Below are 22,367 nucleotides of genomic sequence, written 5' to 3' on the forward strand. Positions count from 1 at the left end.
CTGAACACAACGAAGTTTAAACTCATAATTATATTTTACTTTTCTTTCCATAAAAATGCCCCCAAATAGTGTCTAACTTTTTGGGGGCAGTTCACCCATTGCGCATTTTATATATAAGAAATTCTATTATCGAAGAATATTATTTCCCTTTCAACAACTTTTCTAAATATTCAATCTTTTCTTTTTCAGACTGAACCAAACGTTCGTAAAGCTCAACAACTTTATCAAGAGGATTGAAAGTACAATTATTGTTTGGACCATTTATTTGACCATTACTCGCACTATTGTCATAAAAGTTATTGAAATAATTAAAAATGGCTTAGTGAGGTAAGCAAATCAAAAATAAAGAAAAAGCGTAAATGATTAATGTTCGATCACATTTTCAACAGGTTTCGGTCCGCTTAAATCAGATTCTTTAGTTTTGACAAACTTCAAATAAATAAAATATTCAACAAAAGGAATAATCAGAAACAACAAGAAAAACAACAATTCATGTTTCAGGATTTCTTTAAAGATATAATCTAAAACAGCTTGCAATTTGTGTCCTATTTCTGATTGAATCGAAAGTTCAATTCGTTGAGGTTCAATTTTATCTAATTTTTGCAAAAGCGTTTTGAATTCTGTGTAATCAATATCTTTTACGTTTTTCATGTTGGCTTTATCGTCAACCACTTTCATAAAACCATATACGCACGCGCTGTAAACTTCGGATTCATATTTTTTGAGCAAATACGAAGTCGACGAATTCTTAAAGTTATCTACAGAAGCGAAACCGCTATTATTTTGTTTGATATAAATTGCCAAAGCTTCGGTCATGGATTTGCTCACATCTTCAGACGATTTGGATAACGTTTGAAGCGTATGCAGAAAATCTTTCTTCTCTTTTTCGGATGAAAATGTAGTTCCAATAGTTTTCGAATAAATATTGGCGGTTATACTTTTATTCTCTGATTTCAATACCGAATGTACTCCGTAAAAAAGTCCAATCATCGAAAAGAAATAAATAAAAACAACCATAAAATAGGGAATCCACAGTTTGGCAAACCAGTTGTAATATTTCTTGTCTCGGAAGAAAATGTTTTTTCGGTACAGGAAAACATTAAAAACGATTCCCAGAATCAATCCCAGAACTATAAATAAAACAAGCCAAAAAATAAACCAGCCAATATTGGGTAAAATATATTGTTTCGATATTTCCCAAATTTCAGACCAGGCAATACTGTCGATGAATTCTTTCATATTTTGATTTAAGTGTGATAAAAATAATCAAAACTTTCATTCAAACTAAAAGACTTAGAAAGTTTTCTTTAACTCGTTGGGTCTAATTCTTAAAAAAGATATTTAATACATATTTAAGCTTTTAGAAAATAAAATCCGTTTTTATCAGCGTTTTCGCTTTAGCGAATCAGTAAAATCAGCGTCTAATTTTGACGCGGATAAAACAGATTTACTTCGTAAAAACGCGGATAAAAACGGATTTTTCTAATTACTTTCTTGATTAAAACTATTTTTCTATGTGTTAAAATTAATTAGACTTAATAATTTTTCTTTAACTATTTTTTAACAACAATGAGAGAAAAGGTATATTAATTCAAAAAATATACTACATTTGCTCCCGAAATAAAAACAAAACATACATATGAACCTGTCAGCAATAAAAAATAACGATCGTTTAGTGGGATTTTATCCGACTAAAGACTCCGGGTGTAATATGTATTTTATGGAATAGAAGAGAAATTGTAGTTCGAAACTCAGCATAAATATATAAAAGCGCCCTCATCAGGGCGCTTTTTTTGTTTTAGATACACTTCTCCCGAAGCTTCGGGACGCTCAGTGTGACAAAATTGATCGCTCAGTGTGACAAAAAAGACATTTCGACTTCGCTCAATGTGACAGAATATGATAATAATTAACCGATAACTAAAAATAATTAAAAAAATAATTGACCAAATGTTTAATGACTAAACTAAATATTGAAATATAATCTTGAAAAGTAATCTGGTGATAAACAGTTATTTGATACAATTAAGGATCTGCATAAGTATGCGGACAGGGATTTTTATGATTTTAATATATGTTTAACTAATTGATTATCAGTAAAATAAATTCAAAAATGATTTGGATAATTGATTTTTTCGACATTATCTTTGCCTCAGAAAATTTCAATAGAGAATTTCAAACAACAACGATTTCAAAATATAATACAACATATAAAATGGCTTTTAATAAAAACATATCTAACGAACAACTGCTAAACCCGAGCTCAGATCTTGGACGTTTAACAATACAGGTGCATCAACGCAGGCAATAGGATAATTATATCGTATTAAATCTCATGAAGCACCTTTAACCGGGTGTTTTTTTTATGCCCAAAAATTAAGGATTCTGTATTTCAATTGGTAGAAGGGAGGTTAATTTACCTGGAATGAAGGTTCGAGTCCTTCCGGAATCACACGTTCTCTAGAAAGAACAGGCTCATTGGGGTTACTGGCTAACCTTCCCGATTGTCTCTCGGGAGAAACGGGTTCGACTCCCGTATGAGCCGCTATTTTAAAGGTGCTAAGGTTCTGAGTTGCTAAGGTTCTGAGGTTCAAAGTTGCAGAGGTACAAAGGTTCAGAGGTAAAACTTTGCTCCCGATGCTTCGGGATTGCGACTTTGCGCGATTAATAAAAATAATACTAGCGCGCAATTTTCACGCAAAGTCGCAAAGAAAAATAAGGTTTGTGTCTTTGTGCCTTAGTGGCAAGACAAAACAAAACAAAAACTGGGAAGATAACGGAGGTTGTTTACCCGCCTTGGACGCGGGAGGTCACAGGTTCTCCCGATAGCTATCGGGACTGCTTCCCAGACAAAGAATTTTTTTTGAAGGTACAAAGATGCAGAGGTACAAAGATTCAAAGATAAAACTTTGCGACTCTGCACCTTTGCGCGAGATTAACAAAGTATAAATAAAGTTAGCGCCTTTGTGCCTTAGCAGCAAAACAACATTAAATATTAAAAAATGAAAAAGATAAGTACACTATTCGCTAAAGACCCAACGAATTTAGCACGAGTAATAGACAAGATAAATACTGAAAATGCTTGGGTAATAAGCGGTGAAGCCATTGCTACAAGAAAATTTGACGGAACATCTGTAGCGATTATTAATGGAGAATTGTTCAAACGATTTGATGCTAAAAAAGGACGTGCAATTCCGGCGAATGCGATTCCGTGTCAGGAAGCAGATTTGATTACAGGACATCACCCACACTGGGTAAAGTGCGATAGAACAAAAACTCAAGATAAATTTTTCTTCGAAGGATTTGATTCTTTAGATCCAAAAACAGATGGAACTTACGAATTGTGCGGACCAAAAGTGCAGGGAAATCCGGAGAAATTAGAGAAACATACTTTAATTAAACACGGAAGCGAAGTACTTGATTTTGTAAACCTTGGATTTGATGACTTAAGAGAATTCTTGTCAGAGAATGATATCGAAGGAATTGTTTTCCACCATATTTCAGATGGTAGAATGTGCAAATTAAGAAAAACTGATTTCGGAATTAAACGCTTGGAATTAGAAGTAGTTTAAAAAGAGTCTTGCCACAAAGGCACAAAGGCACAAAGCCACAAAGGATTTTTACGAAATCAAATTAAAACTTTGTGAGTCTGCGACTTTGCGAGAGATCAACAAAGTATTGGAAAAAAATGTAGAGAGCAATTTTCGCGCAAAGACGCAAAGACGCAAAGACGCAAAGGAAAAAGAATAAAATTTAAAATTAGCGTCTTCGTTGCAAATATGAAGTTTAATTTAAAAATAATTATTATGAAACAAGATTACAATAGAATAGCACTAGTTGGTATTGAACAGGAGGAATATGATATTATAAAAGCCAATTATTCAGGACATATTATTTGGCATCAATCCATACCGAAAATCGTTGTAAAAGATGAGGTTCTTTACATGGAAAAAGCCAACGGAATTGGAATGTTACCGGTTGATAAAGTAGTTTATTACGGAATTTATGACAACGATTTTGATTTTATTTCTGGTTTAGCGATCTGGCGAGGAGCTTGTTATCCTAATGCCGCTGCGATGCTCGATTGCCGATTCAAAATACCGTGTCTGGTAAAAGCTTTATCACATTCAAGATTTAGCGCCCCTCGCGGATTTATAAGTGCCGGCGCTTCGGTTACAGTATCGGATGATACGGTTGCAAAATGGGGAAACTGGCATTGTGGCGAAAACAAACATCGTTTTACAGGCGAATGGGAAAGTGAATTTACAGCAACTACAGAACCTTATTTTGAAGGCGAAGCAGTTCGTATCATGATTATTGGGGATGTTTATTGGCAAATTAAATTGGAAGGTGATTCTTGGTTAAAATCGATTCACCCTGATGATGCGGGATTTATGGAAGTTGATCCTGAGTTGCTTGCAGACACTTTGCATATTAAAAACACGTTGCAAATGGATATGATTGGGAATGATTATATCGTTGCAAAAGACGGAACTAAATATTTATTAGAAGTAAATCATATTCCTAATATAACCCGTTTTGAAGACGTTCGACAAGTCTATTTATCGACTGTAATCGAATGGATAAATTAAATTATTTTATGCTGCGCAGAATCACTGCGCAGTATAATTTGAATATTTGCTTAAGAAATAAAACAAGTTCTTTTATAGACTGAAAATCATCAAAGGAAACTTTGATTTACAATATCAAACAAGTCCTGTTGCGTGTTTCTGTATAGCACCATTGTAGGGAACTTTTCGCGAAAGCGTATTATGTTTTTCTATGCAACTTGATTTGGAGGTTTTTGGTTGTTTTCCAAAAAACAATCTCAATCTATTTGTTATGGGTTCGAATCCCATTCGCAGCAATGCGATAACTCAATCGGGTAGAGTAGTAGAAATCAGACTCAAAATCTGTTTTTTTAGAGACCATCACTCTTAAAAAGATGACCATTGAAAAAAAACTGATTTGTCTTTGTCAGTGAGATTTGGATTTGGGGATCCAAAATTTCACACTCATGATAAAACCAGTGCGAACAGAAATGTATTTTGAAATACTCTTTTTCTTTTCAGTTTGATTGTTTTAGCGATTTTTTTAGAATTTAGAATCGCTGTCACAAAATAGAATTACAAAACAATTAGCGTAAACAAACCACAAACTATTCGTCCGTTTTTCTCAGAGGAGAAAGATAATGAGGTTTTTTTATTTAAAAAGAGAGAAAAGAATATAGAATATAGAATATAGAAAATAGAAGCTAGAATATAGAAGCAAGATTGTTGAGACTAGAAAATTGGCTTGAGAAAAGAGACTTGAGAATAAAGATTATAGAAAATAGAACTAAGTTTTGACGGTTACAGAACTTGAAACTTGAAACAAAAATATAACTGAGTTTTTTGTGGGTTACGAAACATGAAACCAAAAAAACTTGAAACCAAAAATAAAGATTTTAGAAAATAGAAAATATAACTAAGTTTTTTAACGGTTACAAAACATGAAACATGAAACCAAAAAAACTTGAAACAAAATATAAGATGATAAAAAGAATTAAAATCGAAGCGTACCAAGTGGGTTTGGTGTTCGAAAACAGAAAATTAGTGAATGTAATTCAAGAAGGTTTGCACTGGATTTTTGGAGACAAGAATGTAATGCTTTACGATATGAATGCCAATTTCCAAGCGCCATTTGAGTTGAATATTTTGTTGCAAAATGAAATATTGGCTTCAATGTTAGAAGTTGTAGAAGTTGCCGATAACCAGATTGTTTTGCAATTCGTAAACGGAAATTTCAAAGGAACTTTAACTGCGGGAAGATATGCTTTCTGGAAAGGAATTGTAAAAAATGAATTCACGAAAGTAGATCTTTCCAAAATTGAAATCACAGAGAATATTCCTGTAAATTTATTGGAAAACAACCATTTAAAATATTTTGTTAGAAAATTTATAGTGTCAAGCAATGATAAAGCGTTATTGTTTGTAAACGGAACTTTTGTGAAAGAGTTAAAAGCCGGAACACATTATTTTTGGAATAACTCCATTACAATCGAAGTTAAAACTGTTGATGCAAGACAGCAACAAGTGGAGATTTCCGGACAGGAATTGTTGACAAAAGATAAGGCGGGATTAAGAATCAATTTCTTTGTGAGATACCAGGTTATTGATATTATGAAAGCGTTGGTTGATAACAAAGACTTTGAAAAACAATTGTATGTGGCAATGCAATTGGCTTTAAGAGCTTTTGTCGGAGGATTGACTCTGGATGAATTGTTGGCGAAAAAAGACGCAATTGCTGAGGCAATTTTGGCAGAAGTAACTACTAAAATCAACGAGTTGGGATTAGTGATTTCTGATGCAGGAATTCGTGACGTGATCTTACCAGGTGATATGAAAGAAATCATGAATCAGGTTTTGGTTGCCGAGAAAAAAGCGCAAGCCAACAGCATCATGCGAAGAGAAGAAACCGCCGCAACAAGAAGTTTACTAAACACAGCAAAGCTGATGGAAGAAAACGAAATGTTGTGGAAATTGAAAGAGATGGAATACGTTGAAAAAATCGCTGACAAAATTGGAGAAATCACAATTTCAGGAAGCGGAAACGTAATTGGTCAATTAAAAGAAATCTTCGTAAAATAAAAACCATTCGCAGTAAATGTCGAAGGGTTTAATTAAAAAATAAAATATAAACATGAATCAGGAAATGTTATTTATGTCTGATCAGCATTTTGGTCAGACCAATATAATGCCGTTTAAGGAGCGTCCGTTTGCCACAATCAAAGAAATGGATTTGGAACTCATGAAACAACGGAATGAAAAGGTAAATTCTGGAAATACGGGTATTATTTAGTTGATATTCTCTTATATAGTGAAAGTATTTAAAAGCTTTGCAGATAAGGGATTCCCAGTATTCCCGAGTTTTCCCAGGATTCCAATGGATTCCCAAAAGAAAATATATCATGCGTAGTAATACATTAAACGAATATAAAAAAGCGATCAGAAAGAAATATGAAATAGAGAAAGAACGAGAATACTTTGATTATTTGAACAAACCTTCTCGTGGAAAACTACGTGATTTTTGTTGGCTTATCTTTGAGGATAACCCAACGGAAGATGATCTAAAAGTTTTTAGAAATTTATTCTCTATGGATTTTGATGATACCAAAAAGAAAAAGTTCAAGGAACAAAAAGACAAGTTCAGACCTATTGAAACTTTCTTTAAAGGAGAAACAGATCCGTCAAATATTGATGCGATAAATTTGGCAGCAGTTATGGTCGATTTTCATCCGCGTCCTTTTAAAAAGTTTCACGAAAAGTGCAGACTTGAAGAAGCGAAACAAATTGGAACTATTGATAAACCGAAGAAAGCTGTTAAGAAAGAAAAAGAAGTCATAAATATTTTCAAATGGCGGAAACGTTACAAGTCAATCGGAAAAAATCTTCGTCAGGTAATGGCTCTTTTTTAGAACGTTACTTTCAATTGAAAGAAATCTTTGCGAAATAAGAAAGTCATCAGTAAAATGCTGATGGCTTTAGTTTAAAAACATAAAATTAAAAATGAATCAAAAAATATTTTTCACGGCAGACCAGCATTTTGGTCACGCCAATATAATCAGGTTTAGTGAGCGTCCATTTGCTTCAGTAGAAGAAATGGATAATGAGCTCATTAAGCGCTGGAATGAAAAGGTAAGTCCACGAGACGTTGTTTATCACTTAGGTGATATTTCTCTGGCAAGACCAGAACGAACAAAAGAAATTTTCGACCAGTTAAATGGTTCTATTTTTCTGGTAAAAGGCAATCACGACAAATCGGCTTTGACATATCACAAACGATTTGAATGGATTAAGGATTATTATGAATTAAGTGTTCCGGATGAAGATGCGCCAAATGAGAGACAGAAAATAATTCTGTTTCACTACGCGATGAAAGTCTGGAGAAGTTCCTTTAGAGGTACCTGGCACTTGTACGGCCACTCTCACGGTCACTTATTTGATGATCCCACATCCCGTTCTTTTGATGTTGGGGTTGATTGCCACAATTATGCACCACTTTCTTATGATGAAGTAAAAACCTTAATTTTAAAGAAAGATTGGAAAGCTCCTTTTGGAGATAGAGAACTATAAAATATTTAAAAAGTAAACAAATGAAAACTACAGATAAAATTATTATTATCGATTTAGAAGCCACATGTTGGCAAAGTGCTGTCCCGCAAGGGCAGGAGAATGAAATTATTGAGATTGGTTTGGCAGTTCTGGATTCAGAAACTGGTGAGATAACTCAAAATCAAGGTATTTTGATCAAGCCACAACGCTCGAGTGTGAGTCCGTTTTGTACGGAACTGACAACAATTACTCAAGACTTACTGGATAAAAACGGAGTAAGTTTTGAAGAAGCAATCGAGAAATTAGTTGACGAATACAATCCGGATTTATATACTTGGGCAAGTTACGGTCAATACGATCTCAATATGCTTCAAAAACAATGTAAATCATTTGGGATTCCGTATCCAATGGGCGACGAGCATATTAATGTGAAAATCTCCTTTGGCGATAAATTTGGCTTGGTAAAACCAACCGGAATGAACGGAGCGTTGCATTTATTGGATATTCCGCTGGAAGGAACGCATCACAGAGGAATTGATGATGCAAAGAATATCGCCAAGATTTTGCATTGGTGTTTACAGAATTAGATAGCAATCTGTACAAACATCAATCCATTATGGCGAGAAATTTAAGAAAGGAACTGTGAATTTTAGGATTTGCAGTTCTTCCCTTTTTGCGATTTTAAACCTTTTTTTATTTACAATTTAATCAGATAATTGCTCTTGAAATTTTAAGAAACTACCAATATAATTATATATTTGTTGGGATACTTTTTTTGTTAAACAGACTAATAAAAGCATTTTATAAGTTTTGAGGCAAGATCACGCTTAAGTACTATGGAAAGCACAAAAACACCATTTTTAGATACAATTTTTCACCTCAGAACCATTGAGCAGATTATCTTGTACAATAAAATCTTAACTATTTCCCGAATGGAAGAAGCGGATACGGCTTCTTTCCTGGAAACTGAATACGAAAACGAAATTTTAGAATATCCGGATGTTGCACCAAAATTTAATCCAGGTGCTGCATTATGGGCTGCAAGAACAGTATATAGTGCTGCGCAGTTATTATTATACAGAGAACATAAAATAAGTGATTTGAATGATTTTTTGCCTGAATATATGGGCGAAATCAACGCTTCTGTTTTGTTATCTGCGGATATTTGTCTGAGGTTTCTGCCACAGATTATTTTAGAGTTGAAAAGAGTAGATCCAGAGGATTTAGTGATACCAATTTTAGAAAAGCATTTGATTCAGTTCCATTATTCGGCTATAGGATATGAGATTGATATCGAGAATATAAATTTTGATATTTTGGCTGTAAATGAGTGTTTAAAGGGACTTTATCTGAATCGAATTGTCGAAAGAAAAGCAACAAAATTTGCTCAGTCAGACTTTATAAAGAAACAATTAGAAATAGGTTTTGGTGATTATAAAAAAGTATTCTGGCCACAACTTTAAAAGAAAATAAAACAAATTAAGATCAAAATAGAAGCAAAGTAAATGAGCACTACAGACAAATTAAATGCTGTTTTAAAGCATATTAAAGAAACTTTTGTTGGAAAAAATGAAATCATTGATTTATTAGGGATTGGATTGCTGGCAAAAGAAAATGCCTTTTTGTTAGGACCTCCGGGAACGGCAAAAAGTGCCATAATCAGAGCTTTATCAAATGGAATAGATGGCGGAAAAAATTTCGAATATCTATTAACCCGTTTTACAGAACCAAATGAAATCTTTGGACCTTTTGATATCAGAAAACTGAAAGAAGGAGAACTGATCACAAATACAGACGGTATGATGCCAGAAGCCTCGATGGTGTTTCTGGATGAAATTTTCAACGCCAATTCAGCAATTTTGAATAGTTTGTTGATGGCATTGAACGAAAAAATATTTCGTCGCGGTAAAGAAACCAAAAAGTTACCGGCACTTATGTTTGTTGGTGCAAGTAACGTTTTGCCCGAAGATGAATCGCTAAACGCGTTATTAGACCGTTTTTTAATTCGTATAAAATGTGATTATGTAGAACCGGATTTACTTCACGAAGTACTTTTGGCAGGTTGGAAATTAGAAGGCGGAAACAACAAAGAAGTTCCAACAATTCTTGCTGATGAAATTCGCGAATTGCAATTGCTTTGTCGTCAGGTTGATTTAACCGGAATACGAAATCAATACGTTGATATTGTTCACAGTCTTCGAAATACAGGTATAAAAGTATCTGACAGACGTGCGGTGAAACTTCAAAATCTAATTGCGGCAAGTGCTTTAATGTGCGGAAGAAATGAAGCAATTTTATCTGATTTATGGGTATTGAAATACATTTGGGACAACGAAGAACAAATCGAAATCCTGGAAGGAATCATTAATCAGATAATTGAAAAAGATGATTCGGTTTTGGCGCATCCACAAGCGATGTACAATAAAGCTCCGGATGCCGAAAGCGTGATGAAAGAGGTTAATTATTTAATCGAAAAATGGCAGGATGATAGCCTTTCGTTTGAAGAACAAAACGTCATTAAAGATAAATTAAGATACATTCAAACGCGTTGCGACTGGATTAAAGATGCGGAACAAAAGAAATACATTCAGAATCATATAGAATCTCTATGGCAGAAAATCCTTCAAACTATTTAAGATGTATTTTTTAGAAATTAAAAAAGAAAACAAAGATTTTTTAGGATCTATACGGCATTGGGAAAACCTGAAAATAGCTTTTGAGGCCAATGTTGTATGGGTAAAAGATTTCTTGGCAGAACAAATAAATACGCCCGAAATTCAGCAAATTCCGTATAAGAAAGTGTATGAATTAAAAGAGAATTTGTTGTTTGAACAAGGGAATCTTTTGCCTTCAAAGAAACTTCCGTCAGGTTTGTTATGGACACCAATTTTGCGTGCATTACCGGTTTCGCTACCTAAATTTAATCACAACTTCTTTGGGATTGATGAAAAGCTTGAGATAACAATCAAAACTTCTCAAGAAATAAAAGAAGCGTATGCTTTGCTGGTGAATTATGATGAATTGAAACTGTACATCGAGACAGTGCCAAAGTATAGACTTGAACCTTTGCAATGGGTTGTACTCGATAACAAAGCCTTAATTCTTGGAAATCCATTGTTACCCATAAAAGGCAAAACCTATTGGTTAGATCATGATTTTTTGTTGCCAACGGGATATAATTTTGAATGGTTTGCTTTAACAAAAAAACTTCAGGAAGAACTAAATCTGTCAAAACAAAACCTAATACTCTGGAATAAAGATAACAGCTATTCTGTAATTCCAAAAACAACTATAAAACAACTGTCAATCAGTTCATTTCGCTTAACTTTTTCATAAAATAAAAATGGAATTTCAAAAATATTTTCAATCATACGAGGACTATTTCTGGGAATGGGACAATCAAATATATGCTCCAGATGAGGTTTTTGAGGCAATAACAATTCCTAATGGATCTACTATTGGTTACGAGAAATTTGTTTTTGAAATTTTAGAATTTTTATCTGATGACAGTATTCCTCCGTTTGGCTCCTTATTGCTGGCTATAATTGCGACTAATCCGGAAAATGGACCTTCTATTCAGATGGTTTATGATTTGGTAAAAAGAAAAGAATCAGCAGACTCTTTCCGGACAGCAAAATCCATGGAAACATCTAATTTTTTTAGAATAGGATCGACTATTGGTTTTATGAAAATACTTTCTTCTTTACCGGAGGATTATAAAACAGGCGAGAAAAGGATGAAACTTTTTCAGACGATATTTCAGGATTGTCATAATAGAATTTCATCAGATAAAGCAAAAAAAGTCATTGAGGATTTTAAAAAAAACAGATATGATGTAATCGCCGATGATAGTATAAATCCGTTTAACGAAGCTAATTTTATAAAAGATTTTAGAACACTTGCGCTCTTAAAAGTAAAGTTTCCCACGGTTCATTCTATTTTAAAAGCCATGGAAGACCTTCCTTATGAAGAGGTACATGATAAATTGAACGAGCAGGTTTTAGAAGAAAAAAATCTATCTGAGAGTGCAACTGATTTTGTAGATCAGCTTATCGAAGAGGATAAAACTTTTCATGTTGGAAGTCTTATCAAGCGACTTTGGTCCGGATTAAACATTCCTTTGCATCACAATCATCCAAGCGAACAGCCTTTGGGAGGAATTTCTGATTTGACAAATAAAGGCGATTTTGACAAACTTGTCATTTCTGAATTTGCTTATGACGATGATGTTTTTATGTCCCGAATTGCCAATAACGAAGCGCTTTATATACAAAGAGAAGTTCCGCCTGAGGCTGATAAATTTGAACGTATTTTATTGATAGATAGTTCTTTGAAAAACTGGGGAAATCCTAAGATTCTTTCCTTTGCTTCAGCAATTGCGATAGCCAGACATCCAAAAACGGATATAGAATGCAAAGCTTTTGTTGTTGGAGAAAGCTACGAAGAAGTGACTTTTGACAATGTACATCACGTGATAAAAGCATTAAGTAAACTTAGCGGAAAACTGGATTGTGCAGCCGGATTGGATTCTTTTTTTCTGGAGAATAAAATCAGCAGTAAAAATCAGGAAGTTTTTCTTTTTTCATCCGAAGAAAGTTTAAAAATGACTTCAATGCAAAAAATTACAAATGATTATTTCGGAAATATAAAATACACATTTTCAGTAGGAATGCAGGATGTCAAGGTTTTTAAGAACCACAATAATGGCAAAAAAATGCTTCAGCATATTATAATGCCATTAGATGAATTGTGGACTAAAAGCAACGATAAAAAGGCTGTTTCAGAAAGAGATTCGTCGAAAGAAAATATTCCGTTGTTATATCCTGTAGAACGAAATTACCATACTATTTTTCATGAAGGTAATCTTTTCTATACGTATGTAAACAGAAGTCTGTTTTTGTTTGCAAGTAATAATTTTGATAAAGGATTTAAAAAAATAATGTCAAATCTTCCTTTTGCAAGTGGAGAATTCGCAATTAAAACAAACAGCAAAGGTCAAAGGCTATTTTTGAATTATTCTAGCGATGAGGTACGGAATATCAGTATCATAAATATTGAAACGGAGGAATTAAAAACTGCCGAAGTTTTTTATAATGAACTAAAGGGAAAGAAAATTAGCTTTTTTGTGTTTAGTGGTGAATTTCATTTAACTGATAATATAGATTTTTGGCGTGTTAGTGATGATTTGAAAATAGAAAAGGCTCATGGAGATGCTGTAAAAGAAGCTTTTGATAATTATTTTAAAAAGCAATTTTCGTTTAAACATAATTTCATGAACAATAAATCCAAGTTCAGCTTTGTTAAACGGATAAAAAGTCTTTCAATAAGAAGTAATTTCATTGAAATTAATGGATTTTGTTTTGCTCATTTAGAGTTCATGAAATCACATCATTACTATAGTAACAGACCCAATGATTCGGATATAGAGTTTGAAGAAAAAGTCAGGCTGATTTTAAAAAACAAAGGAGAATCATTTATGGATGTTGTTAAAGTAATAAAAACAAACACAGACAAATCTTTGGTTGAAGCCAAAAGTATTGTAGATGAAAATTTAGGAGTTATTTTAAATGATGTAACAAAAGATGAAGCCGAAAAGTTAAAAAGGATAATCGAAGGTAACGGAGCAATTTGTTACATCGAGACCTTGTTTTTTGAGTCTAAAGACGGGAGTAAAGTAACAAATCAAGATGGAATTCTAATATTTGAAAGTAGTAATGAGGAAATCGAGAAGATCTATATTCCTTTTGTTATTGACGGAAGAACTGTTATGGCAACAAAAGAGGAGTATTCCGGGAATGAGTATTTCATTTCAGAATATTTGATGGAGAGTATAAAGGATAATGCGTTCAAAGAAAAATACCTGGATCCGTTTATCCAAAATATCGTGAAACATGGAGCTTAAACTAAAAATAGATTCTAAAAATGCATTTCCAAAAGGAGGTATTTTTATTAAAAGTACATCGCCAAAAATTTGGCTGGAGCAAATTCAGTTTATCGGTTTATCCCTAAATTCGGTACAGGTTTTTGCAGTTCCGGATGTTACTGCAAATGAGCTTTATGGATGTTTAGTGGTTTTGAACCAAAATAAAATAAAGGCAGGAGATATTGGTAAAAATAACTTTTATCAATTGGTAGAAAACAAGTTGTTTATTCCTGAAAACACTACGATTGTACCGCAACTTGCAAAAGAAGAGTGGCGTAAATTGTTTTCGGATAATTATCATTTTTTGCATCCCGAAATTGGTTTAGTCGAGCTGAAAGAAGCTGTAGAATGGGAAAATCTGATACAAGTTCCGGCAGTAAAAGAAAAGAATGTTATTGAACCTTCAAAGACGGTTTCGATCCCCAATTTTATTTCTTCTTTGCGCATTGAGGTTGATAAGGAAAAAATCCTGGAAGCAATAGAAAATCCGACTTCTGATCAGGAAATCCCTGAAGAATTGCCTTTTGATTTGCAAAAATTAGTAAATGGAAATCAGCAGGAAATGGATAAGTTTTTAGAACTTATGGATAAAAATCCTGAGTTGGCATTGCAATTGGCGATTCCTTTGGATACAATGGGAACTTCAAGAGGCGGACACTTTGGACAGTTTTCTTTTGATACAAGAGGACTTAATGAAGCTGGTGGATTTAATGGATCTAGTAGTGGTATTGTAGATAATGGCGGCGGGTTTAGGGATATTAATGGAAATCGATATGATGCAGATACACGAAGAGAATCTCCTGTTTTATCTGATGGAGTTAATCCTTTTCTTAAAGTTTTCAGATTTGGTTCCGTAATCCTTTTTATCATACTGATGAGGAGCTTTGATCCGGATTACTCACATTTTGAATTTAGTTCCTTATTTAAGGGGTTTTCCGGTTTTTTGATTTTAGCACTTATTGTGTGGTTCTTTTTTTCGCTTTTTTCCGGTAGAAGCAGTAGTAATAGTAGTAGTGAGAGTACAAATATTGGAGGAAATACTCCAATGACTTCTGGGAGACCAGCGTATTCAGGTGGTTCAGCATTGATAGATTCAGATCGATTTAGTACTTTGGAAAATAGATATGAAAAACTGGCAGAAGAATTTATAGCCAAAAAAGACTATCAGAAAGCTGCTAATATCTATTTGAAATTATTAAAAAAATATCCTAAGGCGGCAGATATTTTAGAAAAAGGAGAGTTGTATACAGAAGCAGCAGCAGTTTATTTAAAGTATTGCAATAACAGGCAAAAAGCTGCGGAATGTTATGAAAAAGGACGCGCTTATAATGAGGCAATTGAGCTCTATAAAGAACTCGATAATGATGAAAAAGTGGGTGATTTATACTTGGTTTTAAAAAACAGGAAAGAAGCCAACAAACATTTTAGAAAAGTAATCGAAAGCTACAAAGAGAATTTTCAATATGTAAAAGCATCATTGGTTTACAGAGATAAAATTGAAGATATAACCGAAGCACAGGAATTACTTATAGTGGGTTGGCGAACGAATAAAGATGCCGGAAGATGTCTTAATAATTATTTTGCAAATATTAAATCGGCAGAAGATTTATCTCTTGCGATACCAAATATTTACAAAAGCGAGGTGACCTCAGACAATGCGATAACGTTTCTTAATTTATTGAAACATGAGTTTAGCAGATTTGAAGCTGTCGAAGAAGTTACCAAAAACATTGCTTACGAAATCGTGGCTGAACGTATTGATGAAAAACCGGATGTTGCTTCAGAATTACTGAGTTTTAATCCTAATAATAAAGCAATACTCAAAGATGTTATGAAGTATAAATGGAAGCGAAAGAAGGCGTAATGATTACTTTAAAACAAAAATAAAAGAAGCCGTTTCAGTAAATGAAACGGCTTCTTTATGTTATTTTATTTCAAGTTGAATTAAAAAGTTGTTTTAAGAAATCGTCATTTTAACTCCCAAAATATGTTTACAAATTCCTCTTTTACCCTGATAAGCGGTGAACCAATCGCAAGTACATCTTTGCGAATTACTATCGATAATTACTTTGTGTACAACGCCGGAACCTTTTACTTTGGCTTCAATATAATCAGCTCTTCGTTCGACGATTTCGATATCTTCGTTATCGATTAGTTTTTTTGCATTTTTAAGTCTTGGATTTAGCGATAAAATACGTTCGGTTTTAAAAGGAAGACGACGATAGAAATGTGCTTTTTCACTTAAATCATAGCCCAATAATCCCATAGAAGATAAATTTGAAGTCAGATTATCCATCGTGCCAAAATCGATATCATTTTCGATAGAAAGCATTGTTGGGTCAAAAGTTTCGTTCGATTTTAGTAAACTGTTCAAACCGTAAACCCATTCTATTGGTAAGTTTTCGGTCATGGTTTCCAGTACATTTCCTTCGCCAGAAAATCCTCTGTATGAATCTGGAGAAAAAGCCATTAAAAGCTGCATTTTTCCAAATTCAGCAATTATCGCACAGGTTTGTTGGTCTGATGATTCATAAATGTAAATTTTATCTACAATTGCGAGAATTCCTTCTAACAAACGCAATCTTTGCACGCCGCCAATTCTAACGCTGTCGGCTGTAGCCAAAGTCGAAAACATAAATTTCCCGGCTCTTTTGGTAATAAAAAAATCACCTTTTACGGTTCCTTTTGGTAAACTTTGAAACAATTGAATTGTCTGAATTTTGTTCAATTCAAACTTAATATCCATATCTGCCAGATACAACTGAACGCTCGTTAAACCTTTTATCCAGCGCATGGGCAAAGTCACTTTTTTCTCCGTCACTTTTGCCTTGCTGGTAATCACCTGAACGTCCTGCTGACCAACGGCAAGTGTTACTTTTTCATTTTTCTGAATTGCGTTTAAGGCATTCAGCATCGGATCATTAAAATCGACATTCGTAGTTCCGTTGGCGATAAATTCTCCGTCTATCGCTTCAGGTTTCATATCCAGTCTTACATAAACGCCATTACAAGACGAAAAACCTTCAAAACGCAATCGCTCAGATCCCGCTGAAACGATGGGATCACGAAGACTTGGCGGAATTGGTCCAAAACTGGAACGAACGACTTTGGCAATTGTCGTCCAGCATTTTGCCGTAACATAAGGATCAGTCAGACTTCCCCAGAAAAAACACGGAATGTTATTGACTTCTTCAATTTCGGTTTGATGGGCGAGAACCAGATTGTTGATGCCTTTGGTTTTACTGTAAGTAGAAATTCCTTTGTAATTATATTCGAGATCTGTCATTTTCTTTATTTTAAAATTTGCTTAATCAATGATTTAAGCGATGCATTATCTTTCCATTTTTCGAAGAAAACAATTGCTTCCGCGGATGGTTTCTGATTGGTTTTGGTCAGGATATCAAGATAATTTTCTACTATTTTCTTGAAGTTGGTTGGTAATTTTTCTTTTAAATCGAGATTGGCAAAGAAAGAGTTCAGCAACTTCAATAAAGCATTATTATGCAAAGGCGAAACATCTTTTATGGCGATTAATCCGTCGACTAATCTTAGGAATACGCCATATTTTTCAGTTGCGAGATATGCAATTTTCTGAGCAAAAAGTTCAATGTCTATAACTTGTTTTTCGATTAAATGAATCAAAACTTCAGATGCCAGTAATCGCAAATCTTTCTTTTCCTGAAAGAAACAGCAAGCATACAAAAGCAAACTAATATCTGAGAATCGAAATTCAGGGCGGTTAACTACGTCCAGAAAACCTTTTAATTCCGGTTTTGCGCCATCGGCAATATTACAATTATGTAATAAAGTCAATGCCAGCGCATCTGAGTTTTGTGGTGTAAGACTGTGCCAGAAATAGGTGTTTCCTGCATAATTTAGATTATAGTCCCAAGTGTTTGATCTCTTGTAAACATCCTGGCTGTACAACAAATAATTGGGGATTTTAGAATAATTAGGCAAGTCAAATCCTAGTTCGTACCACGATGGCGTTCTTTCTTTTTCTTTGGTTTGATAATTCGTCCACTCGTTCCATTTTTCCTTAAACTCGACCTGAGGTTTAAAAGGAGATACCACAAACGGAATCTCTTTTAGATACGTATTTTCGAATTCAGGGAAAGTATCGTTTGGATAAAAAGTTCTTGCCGCAACAGCCCAAAGCGATAAGTTTCCGGTTTCTTTTGTCGTTTTACCCATTGTTGCCAATAGTTTTGAGAATAAAGAGGTGGAATCTAAATTTAGTTTTTCATCGGCACCAAGACAAAACGATAAAAGCTGTTTGAGTTCGCCTTCTATGTTATTCAACAACGGAATCGCCTCTTCGACATTTTCTCTCGGCATACGCGCGATTGCAATAGCCAAATCGACAGAATCAATCTCTTCATTAGTATTTTGGTAGGCAATAATTCTTTCTAATAAAACCTTTGGAGCAACCCAATATGGTTTATGACTTGGAAAAGAAAGTAGAGGCAAAGCAGAGTTCGTATCTATTTTTTGCTGTACTTTTTCGAGTAAAGGCTGCATTAACAAAGTGGTATTAATCTTTGAATAATGATTGACTTTGCTGTTGAATTTGTTATCGATATTTGGGATTTTATGCAATAAAAATGCCTTCACGAAATTTTTGTGAATTGCTTCGAAATAATTTTTCTGCAATTGTTTTTCGTAAGGCTGCAACTGCGGTGAATAATCTGTCGGAAACAAATTTCGTTGCGAAATGTAAATATTCAATAGAATTTCTGAATCTAATGTTTCTTCTGAATTTATGAAATTTCCAAATTGAAAAACAACATCATTCCAATCCTTAGGCAATTGAACTTCTTCTGTAAGCAATAATTCTTGTTGAGGTTCGAATGTATATTCTTCTAAAGCAGAATCATCAAGAACTAAATCGCCTTCATTTAGAAACTGAGTTAATCCTGATTTTATATTTCCCTGCATTAATGTTACATAAGAAGATAATTTCTCTTTAAGAACTTTATCTTTTACGTTCGCAATTTTGGTAATTATTTTGGTAGCGCGTTCCTGCAAAGCGAGATCGGCAATTACATAAACATCGGCAATAATTGATGCAATCGTTGCGCTTAGTTTAGGATTTGATTTGGTGATTTTTTCCAGAATTGGCAAAACATTTTTAATGGCTGCTTTGCAATCGCTTCGCATCATTAAAGGTTCGAGCCACTCGAGAAATGATTTGGTTTTGAATTTTGGATGATCGTATATTTTCTTAATCAATTCAATTCCGTAACTAGTTATTGGCGGATAAGGATGGTGTAAATACGAGAATATGTTTTCCTGTAGAACAATAAGCTCATCCGGTGTAACATTAAATTCATCTATTCTTTTTCTAAAAAACGATTTCAGGTTATTATTCCATTCTTTAGTTTGAATCAGGATAGCATTTTCGATAAAAAACGCACGATCCATCTTTTTTTCGTCTAATAATGATTTATAGATAATAGCCCAAGTCTGAAATTCATCATGTTTTTGCTTATCATTTTCCCTAAAAAAGCTGTTGTGCAGAATCGTTTCATAATTAAACAATTCCGGAATATCCCTTTGCCAGGTTAGTTGGTCATTCAATGACGTATTAATAAATCTTCGGGTCTTCATTTTGGCACGCCACTCATTTGTTGCTGCCAGAGTCAGCGCATATAATTCAGGATTAAATTGCAGTAAATTGTGTTCTTCTAATTTGCGAAGTGTATGGTAGTTGAAACCAACCCAGTCTTGTCTTTTTACTTTTTCTAAAATAAAAGTATCGAGCCAATTGGGTTTTGCCCACAATAAAACCTCCATAACCTGAGGTTTTTCGTCAATTTCGTTCAGCAAACTCAAAGCTTCATCCCAGGAATTGATATCTGCTTTATCAAATAAAGCGATGGCACTAAGCGTAATAATGTCGTTTTGCTTTTTATCGCCGCGGGTTCCCCAGCCATAATCGTGTTTGTCTTTTTTTACATAACCCGGATCTTTTGTAAGATCAGTATACGTCATAAAATAACGTTTACTTTTTTTGATGAGTTTTTTTAAAGCTTCAATATTCCCTTTTGATTTTTCTTTTAGAAAAGGTAACAGTAAATCTATATTTTTAGATTTTATAATAGCGTCATATTCTTCAAGAACTTCATCGGATTTAGCGCTTTTAGCTGTTTTTGGTTTTGAAGCTGCAGCAACATCACCAGTTTCTGAATATCCTTTTTTTATTTTTTCGGCAAGTATTTTTTCTGCTGATTTCAGAGATTCTTCCTCTGTAGAGAATTTTTTGGTTTGAGAAGTTCCCGATGTTCCGTTTTTACCATAAATCACCGTATATTCTAATCCCGTAACTTCAATTTGCCAAAACTTATCTGAGTTTCCGTCTATGTATTTTAAATTTTTTTTCATGCTGTTTTAAGAACTGAAATTGATTAAAAAGAAAGTGTGCGTATATTCTCAAAAATATAAAATTATTAAGGTTTATCGGGTGTTTTTAAAGCAAAATTTAGGTTAAAATTGTTAGAGGTGTCATAAGTCTTTCAGAATTAGAGGAGTCGTCCTATTGGAGAAATAACAGCTAATTTAAATCCATGATTATAATCTCTTTGACTTCGTCTTTCTGGTTCGTTTTCAGGTAAATTCATAATAAGTCAATTTTATGTCAACTTATTTTATGACGAGGCACAAAAAGAAAAAAAGCCGTTTCATTTTGAAACGGCTTCTTTATGTTATGATGTTGCTTTTGTATGCAATGACATTCTGGTTGCCAGAATATGTTCGCAAGGTCCTTTTCGCAATTGATTTGATTTGTAAAAAGAACATTCACAATTGCCCTCAATAAGTCGGTTGTCTTTGTCTAAAACTGCCAAAGTATTATAAGTGAATTCTTTACTGGTTACTTTTCCTTTGATCTGCAATTTATCTTCTTTTACCGAAGAAGTAATTCTTATACGATTTTCGGTAATATATTGATTTGCAATTTCTTCTTGCGGACTTGCGAAACGCAATGTTTTCATATTCAAAGGTTCCTGCGTTAATTCCCTTACACGATATAATCCTAAATTCAAATCATAAATTACTCGTCCCGCCTGAGTATAAGCTGTCAATGAAGCCGAAACTACCGAAGGATCGAGATTTAGTTTTTTAGATAAATTATCAGAAGTATCAAACCAGTTTTCTTTTAAAGCATTGAAAACTTTTTCCTGCGTAAATAAATCAACAGTACTTCTTGGCGCCATTAAATCAAAATTTCCTGCTGTACTCCAATCGTTTTTAGTCCATCCTGATAATCCTAAAGTATAAGACATATCGCCTAAATCAGCAATGAAAAAGGATGGTAAACCAGAGCCTAATAAAACGACTTTAAAATTTTGTGCAATAGGAATAAGCCTTTCTAAAATAAGCAATCGGCGTCTTCCCCAAATACGAATTGTTTTAGCCTCATTTCCTTGAAAAACAGAACGATGAAAGGTAATTTCGTCATGCGATGGCTCAAATATTGCTTTGATAGGTTTGTCCGGTTCCAGTACAAATCTTAGAGCTCTTGGTCCTTTCTTTTCTTTGAAACGACGCAAATATTGGCACAAGCTAAAAATATCCATTGGATGTAAATCAAGCACAGTTGCCGGTAAAGTCATAGCAGAACTTACTTGCAAAAATCCTCTAACCCAGGAATCCGGTAAATCTATTTTTACCTCTTTATAAACTTGTTCGTTAGTTGTTTTTGCTTCAAAACCAGATGGATCGATCTTAAACTCGGTTTCTTTGTAATTTCTTATTTTTTGGAATTCATTGTACAATCCTTCTGAATAATCAATATTTGTCGTACCACATTTAAAGTCACTGATTTCTGTAAATATATTATAGTTACAGCTTAATTTTCCATAAGAAGATTCGTCTTTACTGAAACATTCAAAAAATACTTCGTCTGGATGTACTGTAATTACCGGATCTAAAACGTACCAGGCATCTTTATCGTTTTTATATAAATAGTCAAAATAGGCACTTTTGGCTTTGTTATAAGGTCCTAAAACGGTTCTTTTCTCTTTTTGAACAACGCTTAATTCTTCTTTTAATTCCTGAATACGGGCACGGACATTTTCAATTTGAAAGTCCGCCATATATTCGCTCAGCCAAAGTTTTTCTTGCTCTGCTGCCCATAATTTATATTCTTCTTTATCCTTAGGGGAAAAACGTAAATCAGAAATTACCACATCATGCAATGCAGAAATAGCTTCTCTAAAGGCTATTTTTTGATTTAGTTTTCCAACAAAAAAAGTAGGTTCCCTAAGTGTATCAGGAGAAAAACTCATTCCCGTACTAGTAGAAGTGTTATTTACAATGGTGCTTCCGCTGTATTTATAATCAAATAACAT

General features: G+C 33.8%; 16 protein-coding genes, 1 tRNA gene and 2 pseudogenes. 14 read left to right on the plus strand and 5 right to left on the minus strand.

Annotated features, from left to right (window positions below):
* Window positions 1-139: 139 nt before the first annotated feature.
* Both CHB81_RS27155 and CHB81_RS13835 read right to left on the minus strand, forming a co-directional pair.
* Window positions 140-319, minus strand: a pseudogene (locus CHB81_RS27155) (transcriptional regulator); the annotation flags it as partial.
* 44 nt (window positions 320-363) lie between these two features.
* Complete coding sequence (locus tag CHB81_RS13835; protein WP_089352455.1) at window positions 364-1,239, minus strand: hypothetical protein; 876 nt, start codon at window positions 1,237-1,239, stop codon at window positions 364-366.
* 1,142 nt (window positions 1,240-2,381) lie between these two features.
* Here CHB81_RS13835 and CHB81_RS26880 point away from each other — a divergent pair.
* The 14 genes and pseudogenes from CHB81_RS26880 to CHB81_RS13895 all read left to right on the plus strand — a co-directional run bounded on the left by CHB81_RS26880 (window position 2,382) and on the right by CHB81_RS13895 (window position 15,880).
* A pseudogene (locus CHB81_RS26880) lies at window positions 2,382-2,452 on the plus strand.
* A 20-nt stretch (window positions 2,453-2,472) separates the two neighbouring features.
* Window positions 2,473-2,545: transfer RNA gene (locus CHB81_RS26885), tRNA-Asp, on the plus strand.
* 457 nt (window positions 2,546-3,002) lie between these two features.
* On the plus strand, window positions 3,003-3,572 hold the full coding sequence (locus CHB81_RS13845; RefSeq protein WP_089352457.1) for a DUF5565 family protein: 570 nt from the start codon (window positions 3,003-3,005) through the stop codon (window positions 3,570-3,572).
* A 234-nt stretch (window positions 3,573-3,806) separates the two neighbouring features.
* Window positions 3,807-4,592, plus strand: a complete 786-nt coding sequence (locus CHB81_RS13850; RefSeq protein ID WP_089352598.1) for a hypothetical protein — start codon at window positions 3,807-3,809, stop codon at window positions 4,590-4,592.
* A 906-nt stretch (window positions 4,593-5,498) separates the two neighbouring features.
* Window positions 5,499-6,629 carry a slipin family protein gene (locus CHB81_RS13855; protein ID WP_254921099.1) on the plus strand — a complete coding sequence of 377 codons (1,131 nt, stop codon included), beginning with the start codon at window positions 5,499-5,501 and terminating at the stop codon, window positions 6,627-6,629.
* 52 nt (window positions 6,630-6,681) lie between these two features.
* Window positions 6,682-6,840, plus strand: coding sequence for a hypothetical protein (locus CHB81_RS26890; protein ID WP_176427529.1), 159 nt, complete (start codon window positions 6,682-6,684; stop codon window positions 6,838-6,840).
* Window positions 6,841-6,949: 109 nt separating this feature from the next.
* On the plus strand, window positions 6,950-7,456 hold the full coding sequence (locus tag CHB81_RS13860; protein ID WP_089352458.1) for a hypothetical protein: 507 nt from the start codon (window positions 6,950-6,952) through the stop codon (window positions 7,454-7,456).
* Window positions 7,457-7,547: 91 nt separating this feature from the next.
* Window positions 7,548-8,114 carry a metallophosphoesterase gene (locus CHB81_RS13865; protein WP_089352459.1) on the plus strand — a complete coding sequence of 189 codons (567 nt, stop codon included), beginning with the start codon at window positions 7,548-7,550 and terminating at the stop codon, window positions 8,112-8,114.
* A gap of 20 nt (window positions 8,115-8,134) precedes the next feature.
* Window positions 8,135-8,680, plus strand: coding sequence for a 3'-5' exonuclease (locus CHB81_RS13870; protein WP_089352460.1), 546 nt, complete (start codon window positions 8,135-8,137; stop codon window positions 8,678-8,680).
* 249 nt (window positions 8,681-8,929) lie between these two features.
* Window positions 8,930-9,556, plus strand: coding sequence for a hypothetical protein (locus CHB81_RS13875; protein ID WP_089352461.1), 627 nt, complete (start codon window positions 8,930-8,932; stop codon window positions 9,554-9,556).
* 42 nt (window positions 9,557-9,598) lie between these two features.
* Window positions 9,599-10,729: an AAA family ATPase gene (locus tag CHB81_RS13880; protein ID WP_089352462.1), complete on the plus strand. Its 1,131-nt coding sequence runs from the start codon at window positions 9,599-9,601 to the stop codon at window positions 10,727-10,729.
* 1 nt (window position 10,730) lies between these two features.
* Window positions 10,731-11,429 carry a hypothetical protein gene (locus CHB81_RS13885; protein ID WP_089352463.1) on the plus strand — a complete coding sequence of 233 codons (699 nt, stop codon included), beginning with the start codon at window positions 10,731-10,733 and terminating at the stop codon, window positions 11,427-11,429.
* 7 nt (window positions 11,430-11,436) lie between these two features.
* Entirely contained in the window at window positions 11,437-13,995 is a 2,559-nt protein-coding gene (locus CHB81_RS13890; protein WP_089352464.1) for a ribosomal protein L7/L12, read from the plus strand.
* Window positions 13,985-15,880, plus strand: a complete 1,896-nt coding sequence (locus tag CHB81_RS13895) for a tetratricopeptide repeat protein (RefSeq protein WP_089352465.1) — start codon at window positions 13,985-13,987, stop codon at window positions 15,878-15,880. The genes CHB81_RS13890 and CHB81_RS13895 overlap by 11 nt, the downstream gene beginning before the upstream one ends.
* 93 nt (window positions 15,881-15,973) lie before the next feature.
* Here the strand turns inward: CHB81_RS13895 and CHB81_RS13900 are convergent, their stop codons facing one another.
* The 3 genes from CHB81_RS13900 to CHB81_RS13910 all read right to left on the minus strand — a co-directional run bounded on the left by CHB81_RS13900 (window position 15,974) and on the right by CHB81_RS13910 (window position 22,367).
* Window positions 15,974-17,302 carry an SWIM zinc finger family protein gene (locus CHB81_RS13900; RefSeq protein ID WP_089352466.1) on the minus strand — a complete coding sequence of 443 codons (1,329 nt, stop codon included), beginning with the start codon at window positions 17,300-17,302 and terminating at the stop codon, window positions 15,974-15,976.
* Between the two features lie 5 nt (window positions 17,303-17,307).
* Entirely contained in the window at window positions 17,308-20,400 is a 3,093-nt protein-coding gene (locus CHB81_RS13905) for a DUF6493 family protein (RefSeq protein WP_089352467.1), read from the minus strand.
* A 320-nt stretch (window positions 20,401-20,720) separates the two neighbouring features.
* The gene (locus CHB81_RS13910; RefSeq protein WP_089352468.1) at window positions 20,721-22,367 is read right to left on the minus strand and encodes a hypothetical protein; all 1,647 of its coding nucleotides are present in this window, start codon (window positions 22,365-22,367) and stop codon (window positions 20,721-20,723) included.

The organism is Flavobacterium sp. ov086 (genome assembly GCF_900187965.1).
In the GTDB taxonomy this organism is placed as follows: Bacteria; Bacteroidota; Bacteroidia; order Flavobacteriales; family Flavobacteriaceae; genus Flavobacterium.

Bases quoted from the DNA above. Each gene is read 5' to 3' on its own strand.
- CHB81_RS13835 (WP_089352455.1), bottom strand. From the start codon at position 1,239: ATGAAAGAATTCATCGACAGTATTGCCTGGTCTGAAATTTGGGAAATA.
- CHB81_RS13845 (WP_089352457.1), top strand. From the start codon at position 3,003: ATGAAAAAGATAAGTACACTATTCGCTAAAGACCCAACGAATTTAGCA.
- CHB81_RS13850 (WP_089352598.1), top strand. From the start codon at position 3,807: ATGAAACAAGATTACAATAGAATAGCACTAGTTGGTATTGAACAGGAG.
- CHB81_RS13855 (WP_254921099.1), top strand. From the start codon at position 5,499: ATGAAACCAAAAAAACTTGAAACAAAATATAAGATGATAAAAAGAATT.
- CHB81_RS26890 (WP_176427529.1), top strand. From the start codon at position 6,682: ATGAATCAGGAAATGTTATTTATGTCTGATCAGCATTTTGGTCAGACC.
- CHB81_RS13860 (WP_089352458.1), top strand. From the start codon at position 6,950: ATGCGTAGTAATACATTAAACGAATATAAAAAAGCGATCAGAAAGAAA.
- CHB81_RS13865 (WP_089352459.1), top strand. From the start codon at position 7,548: ATGAATCAAAAAATATTTTTCACGGCAGACCAGCATTTTGGTCACGCC.
- CHB81_RS13870 (WP_089352460.1), top strand. From the start codon at position 8,135: ATGAAAACTACAGATAAAATTATTATTATCGATTTAGAAGCCACATGT.
- CHB81_RS13875 (WP_089352461.1), top strand. From the start codon at position 8,930: ATGGAAAGCACAAAAACACCATTTTTAGATACAATTTTTCACCTCAGA.
- CHB81_RS13880 (WP_089352462.1), top strand. From the start codon at position 9,599: ATGAGCACTACAGACAAATTAAATGCTGTTTTAAAGCATATTAAAGAA.
- CHB81_RS13885 (WP_089352463.1), top strand. From the start codon at position 10,731: ATGTATTTTTTAGAAATTAAAAAAGAAAACAAAGATTTTTTAGGATCT.
- CHB81_RS13890 (WP_089352464.1), top strand. From the start codon at position 11,437: ATGGAATTTCAAAAATATTTTCAATCATACGAGGACTATTTCTGGGAA.
- CHB81_RS13895 (WP_089352465.1), top strand. From the start codon at position 13,985: ATGGAGCTTAAACTAAAAATAGATTCTAAAAATGCATTTCCAAAAGGA.
- CHB81_RS13900 (WP_089352466.1), bottom strand. From the start codon at position 17,302: ATGACAGATCTCGAATATAATTACAAAGGAATTTCTACTTACAGTAAA.
- CHB81_RS13905 (WP_089352467.1), bottom strand. From the start codon at position 20,400: ATGAAAAAAAATTTAAAATACATAGACGGAAACTCAGATAAGTTTTGG.
- CHB81_RS13910 (WP_089352468.1), bottom strand. From the start codon at position 22,367: ATGTTATTTGATTATAAATACAGCGGAAGCACCATTGTAAATAACACT.